Genomic DNA, 18,116 nt, shown 5'->3' on the forward strand with positions numbered 1-18,116 from the left:
GGAGAACAATAAAAATGATCTTCACCCAGGAACACCAGGAACTGCGCCGCACCGTCCGCGCCTTCGTCGACCGCGAGATCAACCCCCATGTGGACGAATGGGAAAAGGCCGGGCGCTTCCCCATCCACGACATCTTCCGCAAGGCCGGCGAGCTCGGCTTGCTGGGGATCTGCAAACCGGAACAATTCGGTGGCATGGGCCTGGACTACAGCTACTCGATCGTCGCCGCCGAAGAGTTCGGTACCATTCGCTGCGGTGGCATCCCCATGTCCATCGGCGTGCAGACCGATATGTGCACTCCCGCCCTCGCCCGCTTCGGCTCCGATGAGTTGCGCGACGAGTTCCTGCGCCCGGCCATCAGCGGTGAGCAGGTCGGCTGCATCGGCGTCTCGGAAGTCGGCGCCGGTTCCGATGTGGCCGGGCTCAAGACCCATGCGCGCAAGGACGGCGATGACTACGTGATCAACGGCAGCAAGATGTGGATCACCAATTCGCCCAGCGCCGACTTTATCTGCCTGTTGGCCAACACCTCCGACGACAAGCCGCATATCAACAAGTCGCTGATCATGGTGCCGATGAACACCCCCGGTATCAGCGTCAGCCCGCCCCTGGAAAAGCTCGGCATGCACAGCTCCGAGACTGCCCAGGTGTTCTTCGACGGCGTGCGCGTGCCGCAGCGCAACCGCATCGGCCACGAAGGCGCGGGCTTCATGATGCAAATGCTGCAGTTCCAGGAAGAACGCCTGTTTGGCGCAGCCAATATGATCAAGGGCCTGGAGTACTGCATCGACAGCACCATCGCCTACTGCAAGGAGCGCCAGACCTTCGGCAAGGCGCTGATCGACAACCAGGTGATTCACTTCCGCCTGGCCGAACTGGCTACCGAAATCGAATGCCTGCGCGCACTGGTCTACCAGGCCACCGAGCAGTACATCAAGGGCCAGGACGTGACGCGCCTGGCCTCCATGGCCAAGCTCAAGGCCGGGCGCCTGGGCCGCGAAGTCAGCGACAGTTGCCTGCAATACTGGGGCGGCATGGGCTTCATGTGGGACAACCCGGTGGCCCGCGCTTATCGCGACGTGCGCCTGGTGTCGATTGGCGGCGGCGCCGACGAAATCATGCTGGGCATCATCTGCAAACTGATGGGCACTTTGCCTGGGAAAAAGCCATGAATACCCTGCTGCTCGAACCCCATAACGGCGTGCTGCACATCACTCTCAACCGGCCCGAATGCCGCAATGCCATGAGCCTGGAAATGGTCAACGAACTGCGCGCGGTGCTGGCGGCATTGGACAGCCAGGTACGCGCGGTGGTGATCAGCGGCGCAGGCGGGCACTTTTGCGCGGGTGCCGATGTGAAGGATCTGGTCAGCGCCGGCAATCAATTGCAGGCGCTGAACCGGGCGTTTGGCACGTTACTGCAAGAAGTGGAAGCCGTGGCGCAAGTGGTGATCGTCGTGCTGCAAGGCGCCGTGCTGGGCGGTGGGTTTGGCCTGGCCTGCGTAAGCGACATCGCGATTGCCGATCACCAGGCGCAGTTCGGTTTGCCGGAGACCAGCCTGGGGTTGCTGCCGGCCCAGATTGCGCCGTTTGTGGTCAAGCGTATCGGCCTGACCCAGGCGCGACGACTGGCACTCACCGCCGCACGCTTTGATGGATTGGAAGCTCAACGGCTGGGGCTGGTGCACTTCGCCGAGTGCGATCCACAGGCATTGGCGGAGCGTTTGGATGAGGTGCTGGGGCAGGTGCTGCGCTGCGCGCCCGGTGCCAACGCGCGCACCAAGGCGCTGCTGCTGGCCAGCGTGGAGCAGCCATTGGGGCCGCTGCTGGATCAGGCGGCGCAGTGGTTTGCCGAGGCGGTGACCAGTGCAGAAGGGATTGAGGGGACGCAGGCGTTTGTGCAGAAGCGCAAGCCTGGGTGGTGCAAATGACGCCCGCTGAGCATGGGTATCTACACAATTTTCAGTGGTCTGTGGCGAGGGCGCTTGCTGCCGTGGCGGCCTTCGGGCCGGCCGCTTTTTGGGGTTTGGGTGAGTACATATCCGTTGCTGCGGTAACGGCTGCTTAAGGTTCCGCCCTTACGGCGGGTCACTTTTGGAAAAGAGCCCCAAACGTAACCAAAAGGGCTCTTGCCCCACCACTCGGTACCTCGCCTAGGCTCGGTATGGCCGAACGCAGGCTTTGGAGCGTGGGTAACCCGGCAGGACGCCGGGTTAGCCGTCCTGGGCCATGGATGGCCCATTGCGGCGGCCCACGCTCCAAAGCCGGAGTGAGGGCACACCGAGCCTAGGCGAGGTGCCGAGTGTTGGGCGAGGACCTTTTGCTTACTTTTGGGTCCTTCCAAAAGTGAGCCGCCGTAAGGGCGGAACCCTAAGTGGCCGTGACCTAAATAACGGATATACACACGGAGCAAAAAATGCCGCAGTTCACAAAAATCCTGATCGCCAACCGCGGCGAAATCGCCTGCCGCATCCAACGCACGGCCCAGGCGTTGGGCTACCGCACCGTCGCCGTCTACAGCGACGCCGACGCCCAGGCCCTGCACGTGCAGATGGCCGACGAAGCCGTGTGCATCGGCCCCGCCCCGGTGCAACAGTCCTATCTCAACATCGCAGCCATCCTCGAGGCCGCCGAAAAAACCGGCGCCGACGCCATCCATCCCGGCTACGGCTTCCTCTCGGAAAACCCCGACTTCGCCCGCGCTTGCCGAGACGCCGGCCTGACCTTCATCGGCCCCAGCGTCGAGGCCATCGAACTGATGGGCAGCAAGCGCCTGTCCAAACTGGCCATGCTGGAGGCCGGAGTGCCTTGCATCGCCGGCTACCAAGGCAGCGCCCAGGACGATACTTGCCTGCAACGTGAAGCCGAGCACATTGGCTACCCGCTGATGATCAAGGCCAGCGCCGGCGGCGGCGGGCGTGGCATGCGCCTGGTCCACCAGCCAGAGGCGCTGCTGGACAATCTGCACACCGCTCGCTCGGAGGCCATGAATGCGTTCGGCAGTGACGAACTGATCCTCGAACAGGCACTGATCGAGCCGCGTCACGTCGAGATCCAACTGTTCGGCGACAGCCACGGCAACCTGATTTACCTCGGTGAACGCGACTGCTCGATCCAGCGCCGCCATCAAAAAGTCATCGAGGAAGCGCCCTGCCCGGTGATGACGCCCGAACTGCGCCAGGCCATGGGCGAGGCCGCGCTCAAGGCCGGACGCGCGGTGAATTACGTCGGCGCCGGTACCGTGGAGTTCCTGCTCGACCGCAACAGCCGGTTCTACTTCCTGGAAATGAACACCCGCCTGCAAGTGGAGCACCCGGTCACCGAGCTGATCACCGGCCTCGACCTGGTGGCCTGGCAACTGCAAATCGCCGCCGGCCAGCCGCTGCCGCTCAAGCAGGCGCAGGTAAGCCTGAACGGCCATGCCATGGAAGTACGCCTGTACGCCGAAGACCCGGCCCAGGGCTTCCTGCCGCAAACCGGTGAGGTGCTGCGCTGGGAGCCGGCTGTGGGTGTGCGGGTTGACCATGGGCTGCGCGAAGGCGAAACCATCAGCCCGTTCTATGACCCGATGCTCGGCAAAATCATCGCCCATGGCGCCACCCGCGAAGAAGCGCGGCGCAAATTGCTGCGGGCGGTGGAAGACACGCTGCTGCTGGGGGTGACGACCAACCAGCGGTTGTTGGCGGATTTGCTCAAGCACCCAGACTTTATCGGCGGCGATTTCAGTACCGGGTTTATCGCCGAGCACTTCAGCGAAATACCGCGCCAGGCAGCGACGAGTGATCAACTCGCCCTGGCCGCCGCGCTGTTTTACCAACACAGCGCCGACCGGCATCCCCAAAGCCTGGCGGGATGGCGCAACAACGCCAGTATCCCCTGCACCTTTCGCCTTGAGGTTGACGGCGAACCCCACACCATCGCCGCCGCGCCCCTGCCGCTGAGCACCGACGGCCGTCACGCCACCCTGGTGCTCAACGGCATTCGCCGCCGCATCGCTTACCACCTCGATGGCAACCAGTTGTGGCTGCCCGGCCTGACCGTGACCAACCGCACCCAGCAAGTCGCCAGCCGCCAGGCCGATACCGCCAGCGGCAGCGTCAAGGCTCCGATGGACGGCGCCATCGTCGACGTACGCGTCTGCGCCGGTGAACACGTGAGCAAAGGCCAACTGCTGCTGGTGCTCGAAGCCATGAAAATGGAGCACCCACTCAAGGCCTGCATGGACGGCGTGGTCAAGGCCGTACAGGTCACAGCCGGCGATCAGGTACGCAATCGCCAGGTTTTACTGGAGATCGAATAACCACCTAGTCGGAACTACAAGGCCGGGCTACGCTCTATCCCCAACAGGAAAGGACGAGTACGGGAACCTGCACGATGCCTCATTGGCTGATTATTGACCTTGAAGCCACAACGGATGAAGGCGGCTGGCCCGTGACGGAGATGGAAGTCATCGAGATCGGCGCGAGCCTGGTCAACCGCCAGGGCCGCGAGCTGGACCACTTCCAGCGTTTTGTGCGGCCGCTGCGCCGCCCATTGCTCACGCCCTTTTGTCGCCAACTGACGCATATCACCCAGGCAAACATCGACGGCGCCGCGCCCTTCACCGAGGTGTGGCCGCTATTCGAGCGCTGGCTGGGCCAGCATCAGGCGCGCCTGGAAGGTTGGGCCAGTTGGGGTGACTATGATCGCGTGCAGCTTGAGCTCGAATGGCAGCGCCATGGCCTGGCCAGCGTCATGGCCACCACCCCCCATGTGAACCTCAAGCAGCGCTTCGCCAAGGCCCGGCGCCTGGACAAGCCGCCAGGACTCAATGGCGCCCTGCAATTGGCGGGGATGCAGTTCCAGGGCCAGCAACATCGAGCGCTGGAAGATGCGCGCAACACCGCGCGCCTGCTGCCACTGATTTTGCCGGTCTAGGCAGCTTCCCTGGCCTTGGGCATACTGGCTGACCTTTCCAGACCCTTTTTCCGAGGATTCGCACATGTTTAAAGTCAATGAGTACTTCGACGGCACCGTCAAGTCGATCGCTTTCGGCACTGCAGAAGGTCCGGCGACCCTCGGCGTGATGGCCCCGGGTGAATACGAATTCGGTACCGCCCAGCGTGAAATCATGCACGTGGTGTCCGGCGCCCTGACCGTCAAGCTGCCCGATGCCAATGACTGGGAAACCTTCGCCGCCGGCAGCCAGTTCAACGTACCGGCCAACAGCAAGTTCCAGCTGAAGGTCGCGGTAGACACCGCTTACCTGTGCGAATACCGCGGCTGATCGCTGCGCCGCAAAAAAAATGCCCGTCTCCTGCGAGACGGGCATTTTTTATGGGCGCATGACTTATTCGAGGATGATCACCGGCATGCCCACTTCCAGGCGGCCCACGCCATCGTTGACCAGGTTCTGGCCGAAAATCGCGCCGTCCTCGGTCTTGCGGTAGGCCTCCAGCGTCACGAAAGGCTCACGGTCGGCACTGCGCTCGCCGGTGTGCGGGTCGATGGTGGTGAGAATGCAGCGTGAGCAGGGTTTGACTGCGCGAAACTCGACATCACCGATGCGCAGGCGCTTCCAGCCGTCTTCGGCGAAGGCTTCGCTGCCCTCGATCACAAGGTTGGGGCGAAAACGCAGCATGTCCATGGGACGGCCGACTTTTTGCGAGAGGTCGTCGAGGGACGCTTGCCCGATCACCAGCAACGGATAACCGTCGGCAAACGCTACCTGGTCATCATCGCGGCCGTAACCCGCTTGGGTGGTGCGGGCACGTTCCAGGGGGATCTGCACCAGCCGCGTGGGCTTGCCGATAAACTCGCTGACCCACGCGGCGGCTTCGTCGCCGGCGTCCGGCACACGCAAGGTGTCGCGCCAGATGGTCACGCCGCGCAACTGCGCCGCGCTGCCCGGCAACGCCACGTCCAGTGGCGCGTAGCCAGGCGAACTCAGGGTCAGGCCGCCGCTGCGGTTCCACAGCGCCGACAGCTGGCTCATCTTCGCCACGGCGCGCTGGGTGAGGAAACGCCCGCTGGCCTCATCCACCAGCATCCAGCGTCGGTCCCCGTCCAACCCGAGCTTATCCAGGCCAATCTGTTGCAGGATCTCGGCCTTGCCGGACTTCAAGGGGTAACGGTACAACGCGCTGAGACGAAGCATGAGCCTGCATTCCTGAGGGGCAAAGCCGTCACCCTAAGGTCAAGCGGACGCTTCGTCCAGCATCAGGCGCTGACGGACCACATCCACCAGCTTGTCCGGCTGGAACTTGGACAGGAAGTTGTCGCATCCGACCTTCTTCACCATCGAGTCGTTGAAGCTGCCCGACAGCGAGGTGTGCAATACCACGTAGAGCTTGCGCAGGCGTGGGTCGTTGCGGATTTCAGTCGTGAGACGGTAGCCGTCCATCTCGGGCATTTCGGCGTCGGTGAAGATCATCAGCAGCTTGTCGGTCATGACATGGCCGGCGTCCGCCCAGGCCTTAAGCATGTTCAGCGCCTTGAGGCCGTCGCTGGCGATGTGCATCTTCACGCCCAGTTGGCCGAGGGTGTCGCGCAATTGCGACAGGGCCACGTTGGAGTCGTCCACCAGCAGCACTTCGCGGCCACGGGCGCGTTCCAGCACCGGGTCGTCGAGCTTTTCGCGGGAAACCTTGGCGTTGTACGGCACGATCTCGGCGAGGACTTTTTCCACGTCAATGATCTCCACCAACTGGTCATCGACCTTGCTGATGGCGGTGAGGTAATGCTGGCGCCCGGCGCTGGTCGGCGGCGGCAGGATGGCTTCCCAGTTCATGTTGACGATGCGGTCCACGCCGCCCACCAGGAACGCCTGCACCGAGCGGTTGTACTCGGTGACGATAATGGTGCTGTTAGGGCCCGGCACCAGCGGACGCATGCCGATGGCCTGGGACAAGTCGATCACCGGCAGGGTCTGGCCACGCAGGTTGACCACACCGCACACGAAGGGGTGGCGCTGGGGCATCAGGGTCAACTTGGGCAGTTGCAGGACTTCCTGCACCTTGAACACGTTGATAGCGAACAGTTGCCGCCCGGCCAGGCGAAACATGAGGATCTCCAGGCGATTCTCACCCACCAGTTGCGTGCGTTGGTCTACCGTGTCGAGAATGCCGGCCATTAAGAGCTCCTGGTGTGCGCTGGAAAGTAATGCGCGAAGTGTTTGTGCAGTTAGCTTGTTATCGGCGGCAAACGCCGGACCTTGACCCCGGTAAAATGCCAGGTAAATTCATTGATGTCACACTGACATCATGCTTTACTGCTGAAGCCTGTTAATACGGCGGTGCAGCGACGTTGCGCGACACTCAAATCGACGCAAGGTTCCGCTATGTAAGGGATTCCCCTATGCACAATCAGGCCCAACCTGATATTCGCAGTATCTAATAGCCATTAATGTGACGCCATTCTCATTGCATGAATGGAGTCAGGCTTTTGTTTGCCATCCCAAGTCCTCGACCCACGGGTCTTCCAGACGTTCACGTCGCGGCAACTGAAGGTGTGCAATCGAGCCCGCTCACGAGGGCCACGCACAGCCGTCGCCGTCATTCAAATAAACGTCCTACTGAAAACTCAGAAGCGACCTACAGATTCCCGTTATCTTTCAGCGGTAGTTTTACGCCATTCACCCGGTGCGACCTCTCATCACCCGACCTTATGTTGTGGAGACTTGCATGATGAACGACGGTAACGAGTGGCAAGTTGCACTTCCAGAGTTCCTGCACGAGGCTCAAAAGCTGCTGACCAAGTCGGAAGAATGCCTGAGCCACCTGCATTTGATCCGCAACGACAGTGACGCCATCGACTGCATGAAAACCAGCCTGATCAAGCTCGCCGAAAAGGCCGATTGCCTGGCCCTGCAAGCGATCAGCGAGTTTTCGCGGCATATCCAGGACGTGATCGCCAACGCCGAAAACCCTTTGCAGCTACATGATCAAGCCCTGGAGGCCCTGCATGACTGCTTGACATTGCTGGCCTGGCAGTTGGAACTGATCGATGCGAAAACAGGCCAACTGACCATGGATAAAGAAGAACAGACCAAGTTGATTGACACGGTCACCTTACAAATTCCGCAAAAGGGTTTCAGTTACAAGCCGCAACAACGTATGCATCATTTGTCTTGAGGCGTTATCAGGTCGCATTCAAGCACAGGGTTATCTAAAAACGACGAATCCAACTAATTTCGTTGGAACGGCGTGGCGCGTTAATATCAATTAGCCATTAACGATACAAACCCTTTAAAATAATACAACCTCACTTCATTAACTCTGGGATTACCATTCCCGGAGTTTTTGCGCGTTTAAATAAGCGCACCACGCAAGGCACCTGGCGACCAACGGTAAGAGTGGTGGTACTATGCCTGCGCTCGGAGTAACTGAACTTCAGCCTGCTTGAGAACGATTCAAGAACGTATTCCAAACAGAGCCCGGTCAGCCGCGACCGGTCTTCCCGCAGCGAACCTTCATTGGCTCCATCCGCTATGCATGCCAGCCTTAAGACATTCATTGCAAGGGCCGCGTCCCGCAGTCACGCACGCCGTTTGATCCTCGCCCTGTGCCTTGGCTCGCTCCTGCTGAGCCTGTGGGCCTACAGCCGTTCCGCGCCGCTGCCGCTGATGGTGCTGCTGCTCAACCTGGCCACCTTAATGGTGGTTGGCCTGCAACAGTGGCGCTCGCGTAAATCCATCAAGTTCCAGCCTCAGGAATTGGCCGATCGCCTGCTGCAAGTGCAGGAAAACGAACGCCATCGCCTCAGCCGCGAACTGCATGACGATATCGGCCAGTTGCTGACTGCCGCCAAGCTGCAAAGCGAATGGCTCAAGCGCCGCCTGCCGGATGAGCTGCAAAGCCAGTGCAGTATCCTGTGCAACACCTTGAATGAGACCCTGGCCAAGGTGCGCGACGTATCCGCCATCCTCAACCCCCGCCAGCTCGCCAGCCTGGGCCTGGAGGCCAGCCTGCGCGCGCACCTGCTCAAGACCCTGGAAAACACTCCGGTGCACTGGAGCCTTGAATGCCAGCAACGACTGACCGGCATCCCGGAAGAAATGGCCGTGGCAGCCTTTCGCATTACCCAGGAAGCCGTGACCAACATGCTGCGCCACGCCCAGGCGCGCAATCTGCTGGTGCGCCTGCAACGCCTGCCCGAGGGCCTGTCGCTGACCATCTGCGATGACGGCAAGGGCTTTTCACCCGCTATCAATCCCGGTCTGGAAGGTCAACGGGGCATGGCAGGCATGTCCGAGCGCATTGATCAGCTGGGCGGTTCATTATCCGTCAGCAGCCAGCCAGGCAACGGGACACGGATCGACGCGATTTTCCCCTGGGCGCCCCGCGCCCTCGAACGGGCCAGCGCCCCTAAGGTTATCGAGTGAGCTGCACATTACTCCTGGTGGATGACCATGCACTGATCCGGGCCGGCGTACGTGCGCTGATCCAGGATATTCCCGGCTACACGGTAACCGGCGAAGCCAGCGATGGCGCGCAATTGCTCGAGCAGTTCAATGCCTTGCTGCCGGACATCGTACTGCTGGACCTGTCGATGAAACACACCAGTGGCCTGGACGCTCTACAGCAACTCAAGCGGGTGCACCCCAAGAGCAAGGTGCTGATCCTGTCGATGCACACCGACCCGGAGCTGATCATGTGCGCGCTGGAGGCCGGCGCCCACGGCTACCTGCTCAAGGACACCACCGCCAACGAGTTGGAACACGCGCTGCTGGCCTTGCGCAACAACGAGCGTTACCTGAGCCCGGCGATCGCCCATACCGTGATCAACCAGGCCCTGGTGCGCAGCCAGGGGCCGGTAACGCCCGCCGGCCACGGCCACAACCTCACGGCCCGCCAATTGGAAATCCTGCGCCTGATCGTACGCGGCAAATCCACCCGGGAAATCGCCCACGGCCTGGGCCTGAGCATCAAGACCGTCGAAGCCCACCGCTCGCAAATCATGAAGCGCCTGCAGATATTCGACGTGGCGGGCCTGGTGTTATTTGCCGTGCGCGAGCAGATCATCAGCCTGGACGACTAGGGGCGAACCCACCGGCAGATGCACGCGCAGGGCCTTGGGCAAGGCCTCGAAGTGCAGGTCGTCACCTTCCAGCGGCTCGCCATCGAGGTTGATGTACAAGCCCTGCGCGACCTTGATATTCACCCACGGCAGGCGCGCACGCACGAACATCGCGTCCAGCTCCCAACCGTTGCCCATCAGCTCGCGCAAGGTGCCGACTACTTCCTGGGGCGCCGGCAGGATACTGACGTCTAGCAAGCCATCGTCGGCCAATGCGCCAGGGCACAGCACATGCCCACCGCCCGCCTGGCGACCGTTGCCGATGCCCAGCGCCAACAGCTCGCCTTTCCAGTGAAAATCCGGCCCGTCCAGCTCGGCATAGGCGGCCTTCAACTCGCTGAAGCGCGTCAGGCCGGTGAACAGGTAGGCGGCGCCACCGAGGACTTTCTTCAGGTCTTCGGAGGTATTGGCGGTGACCTGGCTGCCGAAGCCGCCGGTGGCCATATTGAGGAAAATCTGTCCGCCGACCTGGCCGAGGTCGATCGCCCTGGGCGGCACGTCCAGCAACGCCAGGGCCTGGGCGGGCTCCAACGACACGCCAGCAGCCTTGGCGAAATCATTGGCGGTCCCCAGAGGCATCAGCACCAGGCTGGCGTGGCCCTTGGCCTGGGCCATGGCTTCGGCCACGTCGCGCAAGGTACCGTCGCCGCCGCCGGCAATGATGTGGGTATAGCCGCCGTCCAAGGCCTCCTTCACCAGGCGCTTTGCGTCACCGCCCTCCCAGGTCACCCGTACCGCCAGCTCCCAACCCTGCTCGCGCCGGGCCAGCACGGCGCTGCGCACGTCCTCGTTGAGGGCTTGCTTGCCGTGGAGGATCAACAGTGCCTTGGGTGTGGTCATGGATGGCTTACTCCTGGATTCAAAGGTGCTTGAAGGATGTGGACCTTGGGCGACCGAAAAAAAGCCATGGGCGTTGAAAAATTAATCCAGCGACTGATTAGAAGTTATCCATCGCGCTGCACATCGACAGCTTGCCCTTGGACGCAGGCTCCACAGCGACCCATTGCTTGGCGCCCGCCGGCAGTTCATGCAACTGGATCGAACAATTGGCATACATAGACGCCTGCACCCTGTAATCCACCCCGGGCCGAGGCACGAAGGCCATGCTGGCGGAGCATTGCCGGGAATACTGCAATTGCCCCAGGTAATGAAAGGCGATCGGCGTGTTCGCCGGCACCACCAATTCCGACGACACCGCAGCCGCCCACGAATAAATCGGCCCAGGCATGCCCAGGCTTTCACCGTTGTGATCGGGGAAGCCCGCTTTCGTCGACGCCATCACCCCGGCGCCCGGCACGTTCCAGTCCAGGCAATCCCGCCCCGGCACCGCGCGCACCAGACCATCGGTGATCAACCGCACGCGGGCGGTCTCGCCGGTCTGCGGTGCAACGTAGCCGGTGGACAGGGAGCGGATGTTCGCCACCTGGCCGCAGCCGGTCAGCAGTACCAGCAACGCCACGGGAACCACACGTAAAAGGCTCATCAGCAGTCAACTCGCAGAGGAATAAAGGGCCGCTTACGGCTGACGGCAATTCTGGTTGACCGACAGCTCTGGCGCCGGCTCGTACTTCACCTGCTGCAAGCCATCAGCGCCCTGGAAGATGAAGTACTTGATCCGGCAGTCCTTGAACATCGGCGAATAACCCTCAGCCCGGAAGCCTTGGCCATCAACTTGCTTGGTCACAGCGTTGTTTCGGCTGACCACCGCGAGCACCTGGGCGTAACTCTGGCCCATCTTCACCCCCGGCTCGCCGGTGACCGTCATCGACGAGGCGCAACCGCCCAGCCCTGCCACCGCCAATGCGACGCCGTACAGTCCATTGCGTAGATCGTTCATGCCTTGCTTCCTTTTAGTGTTGGATCAGCGGCGGCCTTCGCACACCGGTGATTCGCCAGCGCGGCCAAGCTTGCACATGTCCAAGTTATCTTTGCGTGTGAAGCCCGCATCTTTCATGCAGTAGAAGCTCCTAAGTCTCTCGTCGATTGAGCCGCCGCCCGTGCCCGCCACATTCTCGTACCCGCACGCGAGCATACTGCTCTTGACGCCCTCTACAGAGACCCCGCTCTTTTGCCAATAGATAAAATCAGGCGGCGGCGGTTGAAAGCCCCTGCCCGTGCAGCCAATCAATAACACCGCGTAAACACTCAACAGCAGGCTCTTCCTGAACATCGCGTTCTTCCTCATGGTTTGCGTAGATCGTTCACGCGCCAGCGCGTCCCTGGCATTGCCCATGGCTCAACGTCAGGTTAATGCCGCTGGCACGGACGCAACGTCCTTGCACCGGATCATCGACAGGATTCATTGGACATCTTCGGCCTGATCGCCACTGAGCACTACGCGGTCGATCTTGAAGCACGGCGTTTGATTGCGCGGTAAGCGCGGAGGTGGCGACGCAAGACGGCAGCAAAACAGAGGGTTTTGCTCGAGAGGGGGGCGACAGACATTTCGCATCCTTGTGAATGAAACTTCCTACATGCGCAGGTTGGTCATCACAAAGACATAAAAGTGCCATGGAGAAACATGGCACTGTGACACATTCGACACAATCAGCCGCAGCCGACACCCAGGAACTTCAAGCCAGAAGGCTCTACTTCAAGGCATAGAGAGGTTTTGCACGGTATACAGGGCGCAATCAGCTTTTGTGTAATTTACTCATCAACTGCGCCTCAGCCTGGGTCAAGCCACACGACTGGGTCAGTTCATCCACCGTAGCGCCCATGCCCACCAGCTTCGCCGCCTGGGCAAATGACAGGCTGGAAGGGTCACGCTGCTCGATCTGCGCCAGCTTGTCCGGCAACGGCGCGAGAATGGCGCGCAGTTCATGCACCTCGTCCCCGACCCTCACCGCACTCTGCTGGAAGTGATCAACCCGCTTGACCAGCTCCAGCACACGTCGATCACGCACCGCATCGCGCTCGGCCTGCTGCATCGCCAATTCGCGCTGCTGGCGTATAGAGCGCAGCAGAAAACCCAAGGTCCCGGCCCACAACAGGGCCAGGACAATCACCGCGACCTCAAGGAACAATCAGATGCTCTCCAGTTCCGACCATTCTTCTTCGCTCATCATTTTGTCCAGCTCAACCAGAATCAACAGTTCGTTGTTCTTGTTGCACACGCCCTGGATGAACTTGGCCGATTCCTCGTTACCCACGTTCGGCGCGGTTTCCACTTCCGATTGGCGCAGGTAGACCACTTCCGCGACGCTGTCGACCATGATCCCGACCACTTGCTTGTCGGCTTCGATGATGACGATACGCGTGTTGTCGCTGACTTCGACCGTGTCCAGGCCAAAACGCTGGCGGGTGTCGATCACCGTCACCACGTTGCCGCGCAGGTTGATGATGCCCAGCACATAGCTTGGCGCACCTGGAACCGGAGCGATTTCGGTGTAGCGCAGCACTTCCTGCACGCGCATCACGTTAATACCGTAGGTTTCGTTGTCCAGTTTGAAGGTAACCCATTGCAGGATCGGATCATCCAAACCTTGTGCGGACGCTGACTTGTTCATAGCTGTGACCCCTTCAAATGCCGATGTAGGCGGCGTGTGTACTTCTTTTGGCCGCACGCGCGTGCGGCCCTTATTGTCCAATCAACTGCGTTTGTTCACCGGCATCGCTTTAACGGCACCGCTGGCGATCAACTCGGCCAGTTCGGCAACGTCCAGCAAGGCGCACATGTGTTCGATCACGGTACCTGCCAGCCAAGGCCGCTGGCCCCGGTGGCTGCGCCATTTGATTTCATTCGGGTCCAGGCGCAGCGAGCGGCTGACTTGATGCACTGCCAGCCCCCATTCGTAGCCCTGCACCGAGATCACGTATTGCAAGCCTTGGCGGAAGTCATCGCGGTAGCGGTCAGGCATCACCCAGCGCGCGGTATCCAGCACCTTGAGGTTGCCGGCCTGGCTCGGCAGGATGCCCAGGAACCACTCCGGCTGCCCGAACAACGGCGTCAACTCCTGGCCTTCCAGGGAATAGATCGAGCCCAGGCACACCAGCGGCACCGCCAGGGTCAACCCGGCGACATCAAACAGCAAACATTCGAACGGTTCGGCAGCCCAGGCCGGCCGATCATCACCGCTCACCGGAGGTGGCGTGATGCTCGGTGGCAGGTGCACTTCCACAATCGGCTCGACCACCGCAGGCGCGACGGGCGTGACCACCGGGACGGCCACCGGCACAACAGCCGGCACGATCACCGGCGCGACGTGGGCATCACGGGCCTGTTCCTCCAATACAGCCAACTGGAACTCATCGAGGCTGCTCGAGGACGGCACTTCGACCGCCGGTTCCAGCACCAGCATCGGTTCCGACAATTCTTCGGCGGTCGCGTCCTGCAGCAAGGCATCCAGGTAGGATTCCAGTGCCAGTTGCGGCCGGGTCTTGACCTTGAGTTCGACGGGACGGTTCATCATCAGGCCACCTGCGCCACAAGTTGCTGGGACAGCAGGTGCTTGAGCAATGCACGGTAGGCCAGCACGCCACGGCTTTTGCCGTCGAACTGCGACGGCGTGAGCCCGGCACGGCTGGCATCGCGCAGACGCGTGTCCACCGGGATGTAGCCATTCCAGATGGTCTCCGGGTAGGCGTCGCGCAGTACGCGCAAGGTGCCGAGGGAGGCCTGGGTGCGGCGGTCGAACAGGGTCGGCACGATGCTGTACGGCAACGCCTGTTTGCGCGAACGGTTGATCATCGCCAGGGTGCTGACCATACGCTCCAGGCCCTTGACCGCCAGGTGCTCGGTCTGCACCGGGATCACCAGTTGCTGGCTGGCCGCCAAGGCGTTGACCATCAGCACGCCGAGCAACGGCGGGCTGTCGATGATGGCGTAGTCGAAGTCCTGCCACAGTTGCGCCAGGGTCTTGGCGATCACCAGGCCCAGGCCGCTCTGCCCCGGCGACTGGCGCTCAAGGGTGGCCAGCGCGGTGCTGGACGGCAGCAGGGAAATACTCTCGTTGCTGGTCGGCAGCAACAATTGCCCCGGCAGATCGGACGGTACGTTGCCTTTGTGCAGGAACAAGTCGTAGTTGCTGTGCTCGAGCGCATCCGGGTCGTAGCCGAAATAGCTGGTCATCGAGCCGTGGGGGTCGAGGTCGACCACGACCACACGCTTGCCCGCCTCGGCCAGCAAGCCGGCTAAAGCGATGGAGGTGGTGGTCTTGCCGACTCCACCTTTTTGATTGGCAACTGCCCAGACTCTCATTCGGATGGTTCCTCCCGGTGGGCACACGCGCGACCGAGACATTGCATAAGGTTAGTGAGCCGGCGACGGAGAATTGACGGCACTCTGCTGAACCGGCGGCTTTGCAGGGGCCGGTGCAGTTTGTGTGCCAGCGCGCTTCAAGGCCGCATCCGGTGTTGCATTGGCGGTACCGGTGCCGGTCAGGCTGCGGCGCACCTCCAGGTTTCGTGACACCACCAACACCACCCGACGGTTGCGCGCGCGGCCCTCGAGCGTGGCGTTATTGGCCACCGGCTGGAACTCGCCATACCCCACCGACGCCAGGCGCCCAGGGTTCACGCCCTGCATCGCAAGCATGCGCACGATGCTCGCGGCACGGGCCGATGACAGCTCCCAGTTGGTCGGGTATTGCGCGGTACTGATCGGCACATTGTCGGTAAAGCCTTCAACGTGGATCGGGTTTTCAAACGGTTTGAGGATCGCCGCCACCTTGTCGATGATGGTGAACGCCTGGTCGCTGGGCAACGCATCGGCACTGGCGAACAGCAGGCTGGAATTGAGCTCGATCTCTACCCACAACTCATTGCCGCGCACGGTCATCTGGTTGGAGCTGATCAGGTCGCCAAACGCGGCACTGATGTCATCGGCGATGCTTTTCAGCGGGTCGCTGGTGCCGCCTACGCCGGCCGCGGTTTCGTCGCTGTCGTTGACCAGCGGCTTGGCCGGGGTCACGGTCTTGGGCCGCTCCTCGCCAATAGGGATCGGCTTGAGCGAACGGTCAGTGTCGTTGAACACGCCGATCAACGCCTGGGAAATGACTTTGTACTTGCCTTCGTTGATCGACGAGATGGAGTACATCACCACGAAAAATGCGAACAGCAAGGTGATGAAGTCTGCATAGGACACCAGCCACCGTTCGTGGTTGACGTGTTCTTCAGGCTCGCGACGGCGACGGCTCATTGGCATTACTCCCCATCAATCCATGAAGCCCTGGAGCTTCAATTCGATGGAGCGTGGGTTCTCGCCCTCGGCAATCGAGAGAATGCCTTCAAGCAGCATCTCGCGGTAACGGGACTGGCGCATGGCAATCGACTTGAGCTTGCTGGCCACCGGCAACAGCACCAGGTTGGCACTGGCCACCCCGTAGATGGTGGCAACGAACGCCACGGCAATGCCGCTGCCCAGCTGCGACGGATCGGCCAGGTTGCCCATCACGTGGATCAAGCCCATCACCGCGCCGATGATGCCGATGGTCGGCGCGTAGCCACCCATGCTTTCAAACACTTTGGCGGCGTTGATGTCGCGGCTTTCCTGGGTGTAGAAATCCACTTCAAGAATGCTGCGGATCGCTTCCGGCTCGGCGCCGTCCACCAGCAATTGCAGGCCTTTGCGCGAGTAGCTGTCGGGCTCGGCATCAGCCACGCCCTCGAGGCCCAGCAGGCCTTCCTTGCGCGCGGTCAGGCTCCAGTTGACCACCCGATCGATGCCACCGGCCAAGTCGACGCGCGGCGGAAAAATGATCCATATGAGGATTTGCATCGCACGCTTGAACGAACTCATCGGTGATTGCAGCAACGCAGCGCCCACCGTGCCGCCAATCACGATCAGTGCCGCCGGGCCGTTGGCCAGGGCGCCAAGGTGACCGCCTTCGAGGTAGTTGCCGCCAATAATCGCGACAAACGCCAGGATGATGCCGATCAGGCTCAATACATCCATCAGAGGCAGGCCTCCACCAGATGCTTGCCAATGTCGTCCAGGCTGTAGATGGCGTCGGCCAGGTCAGCCTTGACGATGGCCATGGGCATGCCATAGATCACACAGCTGGCTTCGTCCTGAGCCCAGATCGCGCTGCCGCCCTGCTTGAGCAGGCGCGCGCCTTCACGGCCGTCGGCGCCCATGCCGGTGAGCACCACCGCCAGAACTTTGTCACCGTAGGACTTGGCCGCCGATCCGAAGGTGATGTCCACGCACGGCTTGTAGTTGAGGCGTTCATCGCCCGGCAGGATTTTGATCGCGCCACGGGCATCGACCATCATCTGCTTGCCGCCTGGGGCCAGCAACGCCAGGCCAGGACGCAGGATGTCGCCATCCTCGGCTTCCTTGACGCTGATGCGGCACAGCTTGTCCAGGCGCTCGGCGAAGGCCTTGGTGAACGCGGCGGGCATGTGCTGGATCAAGACGATCGGTGCCGGGAAGTTCGCCGGCAATTGGGTCAACACGCGCTGCAAGGCAACCGGACCGCCAGTGGAGGTGCCGATGGCGACCAGCTTATAGGCCTTGCGCTTCGGCGCAGGCGAATGGGCAGCCGCAGGTGCCGACGTCCGCACCGGTGGCGCGGCGGGCCGTGCAACCGGCGCAGGTGCCGGACGACCGAATGAGGAACTGCTCGGCGCAGCCGGTGCAGCAACCGGTGCCGGCGCAGGGGCTGGCGCGCTGAACAGGCTGCGGCGGTTGCTGCGGGAAATACTGTGGACTTTCTCGCACAGCAGTTGCTTGACCTTCTCGGGGTTGCGCGAGATGTCTTCGAAATTCTTCGGCAGGAAGTCCACCGCACCCGCATCCAACGCGTCGAGGGTCACTCGGGCGCCTTCGTGGGTCAGCGAGGAGAACATCAATACCGGGGTCGGGCAGCGTTGCATGATATGCCGAACTGCCGTGATGCCATCCATCATCGGCATCTCGTAGTCCATGGTGATCACGTCCGGCTTCAACGCAATGGCTTGATCAATCGCCTCTTTGCCGTTGGTGGCCGTGCCGACCACCTGGATGCTTGGATCGGCGGAAAGAATTTCCGAGACGCGGCGGCGGAAGAAACCCGAATCGTCCACCACCAGGACCTTGACTGCCATAAACACTCCGTTAGGCGGGGCGGGCTGTACCGC

21 protein-coding genes are annotated in these 18,116 nt (G+C 61.6%); 8 read left to right on the forward strand and 13 right to left on the reverse strand.

Annotated features, from left to right (window positions below):
* The first annotated feature begins 14 nt into the window (after positions 1 to 14).
* The 5 genes from atuD to ppnP all read left to right on the forward strand — a co-directional run bounded on the left by atuD (position 15) and on the right by ppnP (position 5,265).
* Positions 15 to 1,172, forward strand: coding sequence for a citronellyl-CoA dehydrogenase (gene atuD / locus FIV39_RS15510; RefSeq protein WP_090399957.1), 1,158 nt, complete (start codon positions 15 to 17; stop codon positions 1,170 to 1,172).
* Complete coding sequence (locus FIV39_RS15515; protein ID WP_090399958.1) at positions 1,169 to 1,930, forward strand: enoyl-CoA hydratase/isomerase family protein; 762 nt, start codon at positions 1,169 to 1,171, stop codon at positions 1,928 to 1,930. Before atuD ends, FIV39_RS15515 begins: the two co-directional genes overlap by 4 nt.
* Positions 1,931 to 2,415: 485 nt before the next feature.
* On the forward strand, positions 2,416 to 4,299 hold the full coding sequence (locus tag FIV39_RS15520; protein ID WP_090399960.1) for an acetyl-CoA carboxylase biotin carboxylase subunit: 1,884 nt from the start codon (positions 2,416 to 2,418) through the stop codon (positions 4,297 to 4,299).
* Positions 4,300 to 4,373: 74 nt separating this feature from the next.
* Complete coding sequence (locus FIV39_RS15525) at positions 4,374 to 4,916, forward strand: exonuclease domain-containing protein (RefSeq protein ID WP_090399963.1); 543 nt, start codon at positions 4,374 to 4,376, stop codon at positions 4,914 to 4,916.
* 64 nt (positions 4,917 to 4,980) lie between these two features.
* Entirely contained in the window at positions 4,981 to 5,265 is a 285-nt protein-coding gene (ppnP, locus tag FIV39_RS15530; RefSeq protein WP_090399965.1) for a pyrimidine/purine nucleoside phosphorylase, read from the forward strand.
* 63 nt (positions 5,266 to 5,328) lie between these two features.
* Here ppnP and FIV39_RS15535 read toward each other — a convergent pair whose 3' ends face one another.
* Together FIV39_RS15535 and FIV39_RS15540 are read right to left on the reverse strand one after the other, a co-directional pair.
* Positions 5,329 to 6,135 carry an MOSC domain-containing protein gene (locus FIV39_RS15535; protein WP_090399967.1) on the reverse strand — a complete coding sequence of 269 codons (807 nt, stop codon included), beginning with the start codon at positions 6,133 to 6,135 and terminating at the stop codon, positions 5,329 to 5,331.
* Positions 6,136 to 6,174: 39 nt separating this feature from the next.
* Positions 6,175 to 7,110, reverse strand: a complete 936-nt coding sequence (locus FIV39_RS15540) for a chemotaxis protein CheV (RefSeq protein ID WP_027603884.1) — start codon at positions 7,108 to 7,110, stop codon at positions 6,175 to 6,177.
* Between the two features lie 550 nt (positions 7,111 to 7,660).
* Here FIV39_RS15540 and FIV39_RS15545 point away from each other — a divergent pair.
* From FIV39_RS15545 to FIV39_RS15555, 3 genes are all read left to right on the forward strand, one after another.
* Positions 7,661 to 8,110 carry a hypothetical protein gene (locus FIV39_RS15545; protein ID WP_186731528.1) on the forward strand — a complete coding sequence of 150 codons (450 nt, stop codon included), beginning with the start codon at positions 7,661 to 7,663 and terminating at the stop codon, positions 8,108 to 8,110.
* Positions 8,111 to 8,466: 356 nt separating this feature from the next.
* Positions 8,467 to 9,360: a sensor histidine kinase gene (locus tag FIV39_RS15550; protein ID WP_090399969.1), complete on the forward strand. Its 894-nt coding sequence runs from the start codon at positions 8,467 to 8,469 to the stop codon at positions 9,358 to 9,360.
* Positions 9,357 to 10,016, forward strand: coding sequence for a response regulator transcription factor (locus FIV39_RS15555; protein WP_090399971.1), 660 nt, complete (start codon positions 9,357 to 9,359; stop codon positions 10,014 to 10,016). The genes FIV39_RS15550 and FIV39_RS15555 overlap by 4 nt, the downstream gene beginning before the upstream one ends.
* On the opposite strand, the gene yegS is transcribed toward FIV39_RS15555, so the two are convergent.
* The 11 genes from yegS to FIV39_RS15610 all read right to left on the reverse strand — a co-directional run bounded on the left by yegS (position 9,975) and on the right by FIV39_RS15610 (position 18,083).
* Complete coding sequence (gene yegS, locus FIV39_RS15560; protein ID WP_090399972.1) at positions 9,975 to 10,895, reverse strand: lipid kinase YegS; 921 nt, start codon at positions 10,893 to 10,895, stop codon at positions 9,975 to 9,977. The two genes, FIV39_RS15555 and yegS, sit on opposite strands and share 42 nt — an antisense overlap.
* 97 nt (positions 10,896 to 10,992) lie before the next feature.
* Positions 10,993 to 11,538 (reverse strand): hypothetical protein, encoded by a 546-nt coding sequence (locus FIV39_RS15565; RefSeq protein WP_090399974.1) that lies wholly within the window; start codon positions 11,536 to 11,538, stop codon positions 10,993 to 10,995.
* Between the two features lie 33 nt (positions 11,539 to 11,571).
* Complete coding sequence (locus FIV39_RS15570; protein ID WP_090399976.1) at positions 11,572 to 11,892, reverse strand: hypothetical protein; 321 nt, start codon at positions 11,890 to 11,892, stop codon at positions 11,572 to 11,574.
* 24 nt (positions 11,893 to 11,916) lie between these two features.
* Positions 11,917 to 12,225, reverse strand: a complete 309-nt coding sequence (locus FIV39_RS15575; RefSeq protein ID WP_090409756.1) for a hypothetical protein — start codon at positions 12,223 to 12,225, stop codon at positions 11,917 to 11,919.
* 463 nt (positions 12,226 to 12,688) lie between these two features.
* Positions 12,689 to 13,081 carry a DUF2802 domain-containing protein gene (locus FIV39_RS15580; RefSeq protein WP_090399978.1) on the reverse strand — a complete coding sequence of 131 codons (393 nt, stop codon included), beginning with the start codon at positions 13,079 to 13,081 and terminating at the stop codon, positions 12,689 to 12,691.
* Entirely contained in the window at positions 13,082 to 13,564 is a 483-nt protein-coding gene (locus FIV39_RS15585) for a chemotaxis protein CheW (protein WP_005790025.1), read from the reverse strand.
* 81 nt (positions 13,565 to 13,645) lie between these two features.
* Positions 13,646 to 14,464: a CheW domain-containing protein gene (locus FIV39_RS15590; protein ID WP_146371552.1), complete on the reverse strand. Its 819-nt coding sequence runs from the start codon at positions 14,462 to 14,464 to the stop codon at positions 13,646 to 13,648.
* 2 nt (positions 14,465 to 14,466) lie between these two features.
* Entirely contained in the window at positions 14,467 to 15,255 is a 789-nt protein-coding gene (locus FIV39_RS15595; RefSeq protein WP_090399980.1) for a ParA family protein, read from the reverse strand.
* A 51-nt stretch (positions 15,256 to 15,306) separates the two neighbouring features.
* A complete protein-coding gene (gene motD / locus FIV39_RS15600) occupies positions 15,307 to 16,194 on the reverse strand; it encodes a flagellar motor protein MotD (RefSeq protein ID WP_090399982.1) in 888 nt (295 codons plus the stop codon).
* Between the two features lie 15 nt (positions 16,195 to 16,209).
* Positions 16,210 to 16,950, reverse strand: a complete 741-nt coding sequence (locus FIV39_RS15605; protein WP_027603872.1) for a flagellar motor protein — start codon at positions 16,948 to 16,950, stop codon at positions 16,210 to 16,212.
* Entirely contained in the window at positions 16,950 to 18,083 is a 1,134-nt protein-coding gene (locus tag FIV39_RS15610; RefSeq protein ID WP_090399983.1) for a protein-glutamate methylesterase/protein-glutamine glutaminase, read from the reverse strand. Before FIV39_RS15610 ends, FIV39_RS15605 begins: the two co-directional genes overlap by 1 nt.
* Positions 18,084 to 18,116: the final 33 nt, after the last annotated feature.

The sequence above is a fragment of the Pseudomonas grimontii genome, assembly GCF_007858185.1.
GTDB classification, from domain to species: Bacteria; Pseudomonadota; Gammaproteobacteria; order Pseudomonadales; family Pseudomonadaceae; genus Aquipseudomonas; species Aquipseudomonas grimontii.